Source organism: Shinella sp. (assembly GCF_052438155.1).
GTDB lineage: Bacteria > Pseudomonadota > Alphaproteobacteria > Rhizobiales > Rhizobiaceae > Shinella.
In genome coordinates, this window is the sequence record NZ_JBQVPI010000013.1 from 87,474 (window position 1) to 99,909 (window position 12,436).

8 protein-coding genes and 1 pseudogene are annotated in these 12,436 nt (G+C 62.8%); 2 read left to right on the forward strand and 7 right to left on the reverse strand.

The features are described 5' to 3' along the window. Window positions 1-13: 13 nt before the first annotated feature. From arsK to ACT6VE_RS21785, 3 genes and pseudogenes are all read right to left on the reverse strand, one after another. Window positions 14-1,173 (reverse strand): annotated as a pseudogene (arsK, locus tag ACT6VE_RS21775) (arsenite efflux MFS transporter ArsK). Window positions 1,174-1,356: 183 nt separating this feature from the next. Then, window positions 1,357-3,807: a GcvT family protein gene (locus ACT6VE_RS21780; protein ID WP_444800528.1), complete on the reverse strand. Its 2,451-nt coding sequence runs from the start codon at window positions 3,805-3,807 to the stop codon at window positions 1,357-1,359. Between the two features lie 88 nt (window positions 3,808-3,895). Next, entirely contained in the window at window positions 3,896-4,678 is a 783-nt protein-coding gene (locus ACT6VE_RS21785; RefSeq protein WP_444800529.1) for a DeoR/GlpR family DNA-binding transcription regulator, read from the reverse strand. Between the two features lie 180 nt (window positions 4,679-4,858). On the opposite strand from ACT6VE_RS21785, the gene ACT6VE_RS21790 reads away from it, so the two are divergent. Next, window positions 4,859-5,911, forward strand: a complete 1,053-nt coding sequence (locus ACT6VE_RS21790) for a GlxA family transcriptional regulator (protein ID WP_444800530.1) — start codon at window positions 4,859-4,861, stop codon at window positions 5,909-5,911. A gap of 116 nt (window positions 5,912-6,027) precedes the next feature. On the opposite strand, the gene ACT6VE_RS21795 is transcribed toward ACT6VE_RS21790, so the two are convergent. Next, on the reverse strand, window positions 6,028-7,038 hold the full coding sequence (locus ACT6VE_RS21795) for a 2-hydroxyacid dehydrogenase (RefSeq protein WP_444800531.1): 1,011 nt from the start codon (window positions 7,036-7,038) through the stop codon (window positions 6,028-6,030). A 34-nt stretch (window positions 7,039-7,072) separates the two neighbouring features. Further along, window positions 7,073-8,434 (reverse strand): (R)-1-hydroxy-2-aminoethylphosphonate ammonia-lyase, encoded by a 1,362-nt coding sequence (pbfA, locus tag ACT6VE_RS21800; protein ID WP_444800532.1) that lies wholly within the window; start codon window positions 8,432-8,434, stop codon window positions 7,073-7,075. A 132-nt stretch (window positions 8,435-8,566) separates the two neighbouring features. Here pbfA and ACT6VE_RS21805 point away from each other — a divergent pair, with 132 nt between their 5' ends. Beyond that, on the forward strand, window positions 8,567-9,451 hold the full coding sequence (locus ACT6VE_RS21805; protein WP_444800533.1) for a LysR substrate-binding domain-containing protein: 885 nt from the start codon (window positions 8,567-8,569) through the stop codon (window positions 9,449-9,451). Window position 9,452: 1 nt separating this feature from the next. Here ACT6VE_RS21805 and ACT6VE_RS21810 read toward each other — a convergent pair whose 3' ends face one another. Both ACT6VE_RS21810 and ACT6VE_RS21815 read right to left on the reverse strand, forming a co-directional pair. Then, window positions 9,453-10,319: a LysR substrate-binding domain-containing protein gene (locus tag ACT6VE_RS21810; protein ID WP_444800534.1), complete on the reverse strand. Its 867-nt coding sequence runs from the start codon at window positions 10,317-10,319 to the stop codon at window positions 9,453-9,455. Window positions 10,320-10,418: 99 nt separating this feature from the next. Continuing rightward, complete coding sequence (locus ACT6VE_RS21815) at window positions 10,419-12,434, reverse strand: putative 2-aminoethylphosphonate ABC transporter permease subunit (RefSeq protein ID WP_444800535.1); 2,016 nt, start codon at window positions 12,432-12,434, stop codon at window positions 10,419-10,421. Window positions 12,435-12,436 lie beyond the last annotated feature (2 nt).

The window sequence follows — 12,436 nt, forward strand, 5'->3', positions numbered from 1 at the left end:
TCGGTTTAGCGGCTCAGGAGACGCGGACGAGGCTCCGCTTCGCCGACACGGCGACCGCGACAAACGCACCGATCCCTATGGCACCAAGGGCGGCGCTGACGACAAGCGAAGCTCCTATCCCGAACGTCTCCATCGTTACCGCGAACGCGAAGGGTGCTGCAGCGGCGGCAGCCAGCCGCGCAGCGGCCATTTTTCCGGTGAGAGCGCCGTACCCGTCCGAGCCGAACAGATAGAGGGGCAAGCTGCCCTGGGCAATGCTGTGGATGCCCGATCCGAGACCGAGACAAATGGAAAAGGCGACCGCGCCCGGAAGCCAGGCGCCGGACAGCGCCAGGATGACGACGCTGAGAACCAAGAGCATTGCGGACACCACGGCAAGTCCCGGCGCAGCCAGCCGCGTGCCGAATATCATGTTGATCAGCCGACTGAGGACCTGTGCTGGGCCGAACAGTGCACCTATGACAACGGCCCCGCTTCCAAGACCGAGCGCTGCGAGCATAGGCACCATATGCGCAAGCATCGCCCCCAGAGTGAATGCCAGAAGCGCGAATGCGACGGACACGAGGAACACGGCGCTGTGACGTCGTTCACGCGGGATTGCCCGATGACATGTTCGCGCACCGGCCGCGATCCGCCGGCAGCGGCAAGCCTGCCTTTCCTCATGATCCAGAGGTGCAGCGGCATGCAGACCGCGAAGTTGAGCGCAGCATAGACGAGATAGATCTCGCGCCAGGACAGATAGCCCATCAGCGCCGTGGAAATCGGCCAGAAGATCGTGGAGGCAAAGCCGGCAATGAGCGTGAGATACGTGATGCTTCTGGAGGCGGATCGGGGATCGGCTTCCACCAGTGTCGCAAAGGCGGCCTGGTACTGCACCATGCCGGACGATATCTCCAGGAGAACGATGGCGAGGGCGAAGGCCGCCACGGACGGCGACCACGCGCAGAGGATCAAGGTCAGCGCCGACAGGGCCGAACCGATCGTCATCACCGTCGCTGCGCCGACGCGATCCATTTGCCTGCCGATATATGGCGCCGATAGACCTCCGACGAACAGCGACGCGGAGAAGACGGCGAAGACCTGCGCGACCGTGAGGTCGATGTCCCTGGCGACGGCGGGCGCCAGGATGCTGAAGCTGTAATAGAGGCTGCCGTAGCCGATGATCTGGGTCATGCCGAGCGCGATGACGATACCGACAGGCACTTTCGGGTTATGCAAGACGTCGTCCTCGCTCGGCGCATTTTCTCGCGCGCAGCCGCTGCTGCGCGCTTTCATTGATGGTGGGATGTCCCGCGACCGCGGCCCACCGTGAGGAACCATACCAGACTTGCGAAGGCAACGGCGTTTGGGGCTCGCCTATGCCTTCACCCGAAGGCCTTTCGCGTCATAGGCCGCTGAAAGGCATGCTGTCACCGCAAACCGTTCCCCCGCAAGCTCGACCTCGAAGCGACTCCCGGTCAGAAAATCCTTGTCCACGCCGGACGCATGTTCGATGAGGCCGAGAGCGACGGAGCGGCCGAGCGTATGACCATAGGCCGCCGAGCGCACTTCACCGATCGGCTTGCCATCACTGAGGATCAGTTCACCGCCCCACAACATGGGCGATGCATCGTCCACGGTGAACTGCACGATACGCCGGGTCGGCACACCCTTGGCCTTTGCGGCAACAAGCGCTTCCTGGCCGATGAAGCCGCCCGGTTTGTCCAGGGCAACCGCGAAGGCAAGACCCGCTTCGTAGGGGGTGATATCCGGCGTCAGCTCGCGGCTCCAGGCGCGATAGCCCTTTTCCAGCCGGAGCGCCTCCAGCGCATAGTAGCCGCAATCCAGCAGCCCGAAATCGCGACCCGCCTCGTGCAGCGCCTCATAAACGCCGACGGCGAATTCCGTCGGCACGATCAGTTCCCAACCCAGTTCCCCGACGTAGGTCATGCGGTTTGCATAGGCCGTGGCATAACCGATATCGATTTCGCGGATCGTGGCGAAGGGGAAGCCTTCGTTGGAAAGATCGGCGGAGGTTAGACGGGCGAGGATGTCGCGCGACTTCGGCCCCATCAGTGCCAGGACGGCATAGGCGGAGGTAACGTCGGTGAGCGTCACATGGGCATCAGCCGCGATGTTCTTGCGGATCCAGTCCGCATCGTGCACGGCCTGCGCCGAACCGGTGACGAGAAGGAAGCGGTCGACTGCCAGACGCATGACCGTCAGGTCGCTCTCATAGCCGCCGCGCTCGTTCAAAAGGCCCGTATAGACGGAACGGCCGATTTCGACATCGATCTCGGCAGCGCAGATGCGATTCAGCGCAGCCGCGGCATCCCGTCCCTGGACCAGCAGCTTGGCGAAAGACGTCTGGTCGAAGACGCCGGCTGCGGTGCGCGTCGCCTCCATTTCGCGCCGCACGGCTTCGTGCCAATTCTGGCGGCCGAATGAATAGGCCGTGACCGGCGTCTCGTCTGCGGCGGCAAACCAGTTGGCGCGCTCCCAACCCATCTTCGAGCCGAAGCAGGCGCGCTTTGCAGCAAGCCGGTCATAGAGCGGTGAGCGGCGGAAGGGGCGTGCCGTATCCAGCTCGCGGTTCGGCCAGGGCATGGCATAATGCAGGCCGAGCGTTTCCTTGACGCGATCGTGCAGCCAGCGCGGATTGTTGTTGAAGTTCGCAAAACGGCGAATGTCGACGGGCCAAAGATCCATGGTCGCGGCACCATTGACGATCCATTCCGCCAGCGCCCGCCCTGCCCCACCGGCACTCGCGATGCCCATGGAGTTGAAGCCGGCGCCGACATAGAAGTTCTTCAGCTCCGGGGCTTCGCCGAGAATGAAGTTGTTGTCCGGCGTAAAGCTTTCCGGGCCGTTGTAGAATTTCTTGACCTCCGAGGTCGCCAGCTGCGGAACGCGCTCCAGCGCATTCTGCATCAGGATTTCGAACTGGTCCCAGTCATCCGGCAGCAACGCGAACTCGAAATCGTCCGGAATGCCCGTCATGCCCCACGGCTTGGCCTCCGGCTCGAAACCACCCATCACGAGGCCGCCGACCTCTTCCTTGAAATAGATGTATCCGTCAGGATCGCGCATCACCGGCAGGTCGGGATGCACGCCGTCGATCTTGCCGGTGACGATATACATATGCTCTGCCGAATGGAGCGACACGGAGACGCCACACATCTGGCCGACCTTGCGTGCCCATTGGCCGGCACAATTGACCACGATCTGCGCCGCGATCGCGCCACGATCCGTCTCCACGCCGGTGACCGCGCCATTTTTCGTCGAAATTCCGGTGACCCGCACCCGCTCGACAATGCGCGCGCCGCGGTTGCGGGCGCCCTTGGCGAGCGATTGCGTGAGATCGGTCGGATTGGCCTTGCCATCGCCGGGCAACCAGACAGCGCCGACGAGGTCGTCGATCGCCATGACCGGCCAGAGATCCTGCGCCTCCTTCGGCGAGATCACCTCGATCGCGACGCCCTGTGCGCGGGCGGAGGCCGCGGTGCGCTTGAGCACCGTCATGCGATCGGCCGTGCGCGCCACCGAGACCGAGCCGCAGTTCTTCCAGCCTGTGGCAAGCCCCGTCTCGGCCTCCAGTTCGCTGTAGAGCTGTGTCGAGTATTTGATAAGGCTCGTCATGTTGGCATGGCTGCGCAACTGACCGACGAGACCGGCGGCATGCCAGGTCGTGCCGCCGCTGAGCTGCCCCTGCTCCAGGAGGACGACATCGGTCCAGCCAAGCTTGGTCAGATGATAGGCGACCGAACAGCCGATGATGCCGCCGCCAATGATGACGACCTGTGCCTGTGTTGGAAATTCCTGCGCCATAAAGCGACCTCCCGAAGCTCTGGAAGGCCGCACCGTAGCAAAACGACCGGAAAGGACAAGACAAAAAGTTACAAATTATTACATTTCATCACTTTGCAACGATCAAGGCTGGCCCTTTTCGCTCCAGAGCTTCGCAGATTGCCTCCGGCGGACGGCGATCGACGACCACGCCGGCGGCAAGTTCGAACCGTGGAATCCGCAGCGGCGTCAGTCGGCCGAATTTCGAGCTATCGAGGAGGAAGTAGGCCTTGCCGGCCGTCGTCGCCATGCGCGACCGCTGTTCGGCGCCGTTGCGGGTAAAGTCCGTCACCTCGCCATCCGGGGAAAGGCCTCCACCGCCGAGAAAGGCGACATCGACGCGGAAGTGATTGATCGCCTCCAGCGCATCAACGCCGATGGAGGCCTCCTCGTCTCGATCGATCTCGCCGCCCAGCATGTGCACACGCGTCATCGATTGCCGGCACATCAGAAGCGCAATCGAAAGAGAAGTCGTGCAAATCGTTAGGTTTTTCCGCTCCAACAACGCGTGGGCCGTCGCAAGCGTGGTCGTGCCGGAATCGAGAAAGACCACCATGCCATCACGCACCAGATCCGCCGCAGCCCGGCCGATTGCAGCCTTTGCATCGGCATTCTCTTCGCGCCGCGCGGTAAAGGCCGCCTCTGTCGGCCCGAAAAGGGTCGCGCCGCCATGCACGAGATCGAGTTGACCCCGATCGGCGAGAAGCTTCAGATCGCGGCGGATCGTCTGCCGCGACACGTCGAAGAAATCGGCAAGCTCGGTGATGCCGACTGTGCCGTCAGCAGCCAGGCGGCGAATAATCTCGCCGTGACGGCGGGGGGCAAGGGCCCGGGCGCTTTGAGGATCAGTCATATGGATATCTGCGGTCATTTTTGTTGTTTTGGCAAGCCGCGCTGTAAAACAGACGAGCCTGGGTCGCTCCACGCCCCTGGCATGGCGATTCCAGCTCCAGCCTAACGTCTTTGCTGTCCATTTATGTTGCATAATGTAATTATTTTTTGCACAATGCCTCCACCACCACGGGAGAGCACAATGCAGCAGACATGCGCGCGGGGCGGCCGCTTCACTTTCTATCTGCTCGATGACTTCACCCTGCATGCCTTTTCCGCAGCGGTCGAGGCGCTTCGCCTCGCCAATGCGGTGGCGGGCCGCCCGATCTATTGCTGGCATGTCGTGACAGGGGATGGCCAGCCGGTGTTGAGCGCCTGCGGAACCCGCATCGCGCCTGATGGAGCGCTTGCCGAGGCACGCGCATGGCCGCATCAGCCGGTACAGTCGCGCCTCATCGTCGTTTGCGGCGGGCGAGCATCACCGCCGGAGGACAGGGCGCTCGAGGCATGGCTCCGGCTGTCCCGGCGCAATCGGGTTCCGCTCGCAGGCGTCGCCGGCGGGGTCTACTGTCTGGCGCGAACCGGCATGGCCGACGGCCACCGCTGCACCGTGCACTGGGAACATTTCCCGGATTTTTCCGAACGGTTTTTCGCCGTCGACACACGCCAGAGCGCCTATGAGATCGACAATGACCTCTATACCTGCGCCGGCGGAAACGCGCCTTTCGATATGCTTCTGCGCATCGTGGAGGAGGATCTGGGGCAGGATGTCGTCAATCGCATCTGTGAGCTTTCGCTTTCCGAGCGCGTGCGCGAAGCGGGCGAACGCCAGCGACTGCCGCTGCAGGCGCGCCTCGGCATCGACAACCCGATCCTGATCCGCATCGTCGAGCAAATGGAGGCGAATCTTGCCGAACCGCTGAAGCTTGCCGACATGACGCCGGCAAGCGGGCTTTCGCGCCGCCAGATGGAGCGCTTGTTCCAGCGCGAGATGGGGCGATCGCCGGCGCGCTATTACCTCGATATGCGACTGGAGCGGGCACACCTGCTGCTGCTCAGTTCATCCCAGGCCGTCATCGAAATCGCGATGGCCTGCGGCTTCTCCAGCGCATCGCATTTTTCCCGGACCTATCGGGAGCGCCACGGCTGCACTCCGCTGGCAACGCGAATGGCCGAAGCCGACCGCCGCCGCCTCACCCTCGCGGGCGGTAAGGAGGAAAGCCGAATGGTTTTCGAGGAGCGCCGTGTCGCCTAGCGCGGCCCAGGCGCATTTCAGCGCCGATCCGCGAGATTTTGGCAGGCAACCCCCGCCCACGGCAGCTTCTAACGGGCTTGCCCGGACAAAGTTGAGAGACGACAGCCAAGAATGCCTCACACGAAGACGACGTTGTGCTCCTGCATGCGCAGGCGCGGGTCATGCGATCGTATCTCGACCGGCCTGCCTTCCAACACCTCGAAGCAGCGGGCCAGCGTGTCGTCGGAAAGACGCCGCATCGCTTCGTCGGTGAAGAATGCCAGGTGTGGAAACAGGATGACGTCGGGACGCCCGAAGAGGGCGCTGAGGGGATGGCCCTCCTTCGCCAGGGGTTCCTGGCCGTAGACATCCAACCCGACGCCGCCGAGGCGGCCTGCAAGCACGGCTTCGACCAGCGCCGTCTCGTCGATCAGCGCCCCACGCGAAACGTTGACGAGTATTGCCGATGGTTTCAGGCAGGCGAGTTCGGCCCGGCCGATCAGATGGCGTGTCGAGGCGTTCAGCATGGTGTGCAGCGAAACGAAATCGCATTGCCGCAGCATCGCCTGAAGATCATCGACCTTCTCGATTCCGGATGCGGCCATCGCTGCTGCATCGACATGCGGATCGTAGCCGAGAACGCGCGCCCGAAAGCCGGCGCCCGCCATGCGGGCCATGCATCGGCCGATCTTTCCGGTGCCCACCAGCCCCATCGTCGCACCCGCGATGTCGCGCCCCAGCCAACGCCCATCCGGCCAGATCCAACCATCGCGCTCCATGGCCCGGCCAATCTCGGGCAGGCGCCTGGCAAGCGCAATCGTCAGGGCAAAGGCCGCTTCGGCCACCGTCTCCTGCGCGTAGTCCGGCACGTTGACGACCGGTATGCCACGCGCCATGGCCGCCGGAATGTCGATAGCATCGATGCCGACACCATATTTGACAATGCCCCGAAGCCGCGTTGCCGCAGCGATGATGCGGGCGGTGATCGGCGTGTAGCACATCAAAAGGAGGTCGGCGTCCGCCACCTCCCGCATCAGCCTGCCCTCCGGGACGCCATCCGGCAACGTGACCAGCTCGACGCCGCGTGCGCGGAGACCAGCGTCGATTTCCGGGCATTCGATTTCCTGATCCGTCCGGACGGCTTTCATGGCATTGCTCCTCGTTTGTCCGATACCGGTTCCGTCAGCCCGCGAGGATCGACTGTTCGACGATTGTCAGTGCCTGGTCGAGCTCCTCGCGGGAGATCACAAGGGGTGGGGAGAGCGTCATGACGTTGCCCTGGCTGATTTTCAGGCTCAAACCTGCATCCAGGCAGCGATAATAGGCCCGTTCGGCCAGCGCATTGTCCGGTGTGAAATCCGTCCGGCTCGCGACGATCTCGACGCCGAAGAGCAGGCCGCGGCCACGCACATCGCCGATTGCTGCGCAGCGTACGCCGAAGGTCCTGAGCCGGTCCATCGCGTAGGCACCGAGTTCGGCGGCACGCTCGGCGAGCCCCTCCTCGAGGATGATGGAGATGGTCGTCAGCGCCGCACGCGTGGTAACGGGGTTTTTTTCATGGGTGTAGTGGCCGATGGCATAATCCCCCGCGACATCGAGATCGCGCCGGGCGATCACGCCTGCAACCGGCAGGATGCCACCACCGAGTGATTTGCCGAGGACGAGGATATCGGGAATGACCTCGTCGTGCTCGCAGGCAAAGAAGCGGCCGGTCTTGCCGAGGCCGGTCGGAATTTCGTCGAAGATCAGCAAGGTCCCGTGCCGGTCGCAGGCCTCACGCACCTGCTTCCAGAAGCCCGGTGCGGGTGGATTGGGCGTTGCCCGCATCGGCTCGGCGACAAAGGCTGCAAAATCGCCCTCGCGCGCCAGCACGTAGGAAATCATGTTGGCGCAGGCGCGGGCCGAGCTTTCAAGATTGTCCTGGCCATAGGCGCAGTGGCGGTTCGCCCAGGGCGCGACGTGCTCGGCGCCCGGCAGGAGCGGGCCGGCGATCCCCGAACGGAAGGTCGCCTCGCCGCCGACGCTCGACGCGCCGAAACCGGCGCCGTGGAAAGCGTCCCAGAACGAAAGGGTCTTGAAGCGGCCGGTGGCGGCGCGCGCAAGCTTCAGTGCAACCTCGATCGCATCCGAGCCACCCGTGGTGAACAGCACCTTGCCGAGATCGCCAGGCGCAAGTTTACCCAGCATTTCGGCAAGCTCGACAGCGGGTTCGCAGGTGAAACGACGCGGCGCGAAACACAGATCATCGATCTGCGCCTTGATCGCCTGTTTCAGTCGCGGATGGCCATAGCCGATATGGTGCACGCTGTTGCCGTGGAAATCCATGTAGCGCCGGCCGGCGGTGTCTTCGATCCAGATGCCCTCCGCCTTGGCGATGGCCGTCAGGCAGGGGCTGGACAGGCTCTGGTGGAGGAACGCGGCGGCGTCGCGCGCCACGAGGGAATGCGTGCGCTCATCGCCCATCCGGGCGTTCCAGGCCCCACGCGCCGCCGACGTGTTGGCTTCGCCCTCCGTGTGCACCAAGGCGGATGCTGTGGCCTTCATCGTTCTCTCCGATCCTCGCAACATCGTGTTGCGAAACCTATCGCATCTATCGGAGCAAGGATAAAATCGATATTATTGGATCAAATTAAGAATTCCTCGATATCAAAGAAACCTCAAAGGTCTTGGCCTCTCATGCGTTATGTCCAGCTTCGGGCTTTCCACCATGTGGCTCTCGCCGGCAGCTTTTCGCGGGCAGCGCGCACCTTGCACCTCACGCAGCCCGCCATTTCCGACCAGGTGCGCTGGCTGGAAGAAGAGTATGACGCCGCCCTGTTCGTGCGAAAACGCCGCCAGATCGAGCTGACGCCAGCAGGGTTACGGCTGCTGGTGGCGACGCGCCGCCTGTTCGATGCCGAAGGCGAGGCGCTCGAGGTTCTTCAGGAGGAGCGGTCACTACGGGCGGGCATGCTCAGGATCGCGGCCGATTCGGTTGATCACGTCCTCGACGTGCTCGCCGTTTTCCAGAGCCGGTTTCCCGGCATCCAGATCAAGATCGTCGGCGGAAACTCGCATAGCATCGTCGAGGATCTGCTCGCCTATGATGTGGACGTCGGGGTCCTTGGCGACATCGTCGATGAGCGGCCGTTCGAGGTTTTTTCGCTCAATGTCTCACCCGTTGTACTCTTCGTCGCGCAGTCGCATCCCCTTGCGACCCGGGCAAGCCTTCCGCTGGAAGCATTGAGCGCGTGGCCCCTTGTCATGCGGGAGCAGGGTTCGCGCACCAGGCAGATGCTGGAGACGCTTGCCGAGGCGCAAGGCGTAGCCCTCCGTTGCGCAGTCGAGGCCGAGGGGCGCGAAGCCGTCCGACGGATCGTTGCCGCCGGGCTCGGCGTCGGGGTCGTCTCCGAGGCGGAGTTCGACAACGATCCGAGGCTGGTCAAGATCGCACTCGAAGGCCATCCGCTTTCGATGCACGAAAAGCTGATCTGCCTGAAGGATCGTCGCAACAGCAAGTCGATCCAGGCCTTCTTCGCAACCGCGCGATCGGTGTCGAGCGAGGCGCGTTGCGATCCTTGATCTAGGCCGCGGTCATCTCGGACAGCCAGTCACGGAATGCCGCAACTTTCGGCAGGTTTTCCTTCGGCCCCGAGGTGAGGAACCAGTAGGAACCAGCAGCAGGAAGGCGGACGCCGAAAGGCTCCACGAGCAAGCCGCTGGAAAGCTCACGCTCGATCAGGGCTGCCCGGCCCAGCAAGACGCCCTTGCCCTCCACGGCGGCCCGAATCGCCATGATCGACTGATCGAAGAATGACCCGGACGACGTATCGATGCCCTTGACGCCGGCATGGGTGAGCCACGTGTCCCAGTCTTCCGCATATCCGGGCACATGCAAAAGATCATGCCCCTTCAGATCCTGCGGGCAAGCAAGCGCCTCGGCATATTTCGGCCCACAGACTGGAAATGCCTCGTCACGAAGCAGGAGCATAGCCTGGTGCTTCGGCCAGTTGCCCAGCCCGAACGCGATCGTCGCATCGACCTTGTCCTCACCGTGGTCGAGCGCCGTCAGTCTAAGATCGATCTCAGGCTGGCTCGCACGAAACAGGTCGAGCCGTGGTGCAATCCATTGACTGGCAAACGACGTGGGCACGTGCACGACCAGCATTTCGCGTGTGCCATGCCCGGCAAAACGGCGGCTGGCTTCGTCGATCGCGGCGAAGGCCAGGCCGAGCTCCTCGGCATAACGCCGCCCACGAACCGTCAGCCTGACACCATTAGCATGGCGTGTGAACAGCTCTTTGCCGAGCCTGCCTTCAAGAGCGCGGATATGCTGCGAGACGGCGGACGGCGTGACGTTCAGTTCAACGCCGGCGCCGGCGAACGTGCCGAGCCGCCCGGCGGCCTCGAAAGCCCGAAGCCAATTCAGCGGCAAATGTGCGGAGGTCATGACACCCTTAATTTTTCTAATCCTACCTCACGGTAGTCGCGTTTGCCTGGCCTGGCAAGAACGACTCCAGTGCGGTCTGATCAGGATCGTGGGGACCTCCTATCGCCACGCCTGGGTGCGAGCCAATAGACCACGGGCGATCAGCGCGTGGATGAGCTTGGCAGCAACGTTCGTGTAGAAGATCATCATGCCCATCGCCGCTGCCGGCGCGATATCGCCTGCATCATCCATGTTGAGCACGGCAACCGACGCAAGCTTGGTATCAGTGGAGTAGAGGAAGACCACCGCCGAGACCGTCGTCATCGCATTGACGAACAGATAGATCGCGATGTTGAGGATCGCCGGCAGGCAGACCGGCACCGTGACCCGGAAAAACAGCCTGTGGAAAGGCTGCTTCAGCGAAGAAGCGACAGATTCGAACTCCGGATCCATCTGCTTCAGCGCGGTTAGTGCCGTCAGATGCGCGACCGTATAGAAATGTGTCACGGTACAGATCACAAGGATCGCCATCGTGCCGTAGATCGAGTTCAGCGGGTTGGCGGGATTGTTGAAGAAGAAGATATAGGCAAGGCCGAGCACCATGCCAGGCACGGCCATGGGCATCATCGCCAGAAAGTGGAAGAGGCTGCGGCCGAAGCGGAAGCCATCCGTCTTCTCCACCATATAGGCGCCGGCGAAGACGACGAGCGAGCCGAAGAACGCCGTCAGCAGCGCCAGCTTGATCGAATTGCCATAGGCCGACCAGCCGCCGCCATCCATCAGGTCGAAGGCAAAATTCTTCGTCGTCAGCGTCAGGTCATAGGGCCAGAATTTCACAAGCGCCGCGATCTGGCACATGGCAATCATGCCGAGAATGAACAGGCTGACCAGGCAAGCGAAGCCGAAGCAGATCCTGTCCATGCCGGCATTGGGTTTTGGTGCATAGGGCACGGCGCGGGCCGATAGAAGTGCCACCTGCCGCTTCTGCATGCGCCGGTCGACGGCGAAGGCGAGGATTGCCGGAACGAGCAGGATGACGGAAACCACCGCCCCCATTTCGAAATTCTGCTGGCCGATCACCTGCTTGTAGATATCGACGGCGAGCATGCTGTATTGGCCGCCGATCACCTTTGGCAGGCCGAAATCCGTGATAACCAGCGTGAAGACGACGAAGGCGGCTGAGACAATGCCGTAACGCGCGCCTGGCACCGTGACGGTGGTAAAGGTGCGCCATTTGCTGGCCTTCAGCGACGCGGCGGCCTCATAATGCCGCGCATCGGCAATGGACAGTGCCGTCAAGATGATGAGGAAGGCATGCGGCAGCGTGAAGAAGACCGAGCCGATGACGATGCCGATCGGACCATAGATGGAGTAGCCCATCAGCCAGTCCTTGAAAACACCCTGATTGCCGAAGAGATAGACGAGCGCGATGCCCGGCAGCAGTGACGGCACAAGGATCGGGATCGTCAGGATGCCGCGGAACAGACCCTTCAGCGGCATGCAGCTGCGCGTCAGTCCATAGGCGAGCGCAAAGGCGATGGAGATCGTCACCACGGTGCTGATCGCCGCCATCAGCACCGAATTGTAGATGGAGCGCGCCAGTGCGGGCGTCGAGAAATATGTCTTGAAGTTTTCGAGGCCAAGGCTGCTCGCCGGCCGCAGCACGACGCGCCGGAACGTGCCGGAATCGTATTCCCTCCATTCCGTTCCCTTCTCCAGCGTCGAGCCGGCGAGGAAGGCAGTGTCGGCAGTCGTGCCGCGAATGCGGTAATGGACGGGGCTGCGGAAGCTGAAGTCCGGGAAGAACTTGGTCGCGGCGAGGCGACCATCGGAACTGCTGGCAAGCTCGTCTTCCGCAACGACACCGAGCTCTTGGTTGAGCGCGTCCGCGGTGACGACCGGTCCCCAGTTCGTGCGCGTTTCGTCGCTCACCTGGAACTCGAAGGCGGCTAGGTCGAAGCGGTAGGTCGAAAGGGATTTCGACAGCATGATGAAGAGCGGCGCACCCAGGGCGATGACCAGGTAGAGCCCGATGACGGCCATGAAGCCGAGCTTGATGCGGTCGTCGCGGGAGGTTTCCTGCCGCAGTCGCTTGCCGACAAGCGGCAGGTATGGTGCTTCAAGGTCGATGTTCATCC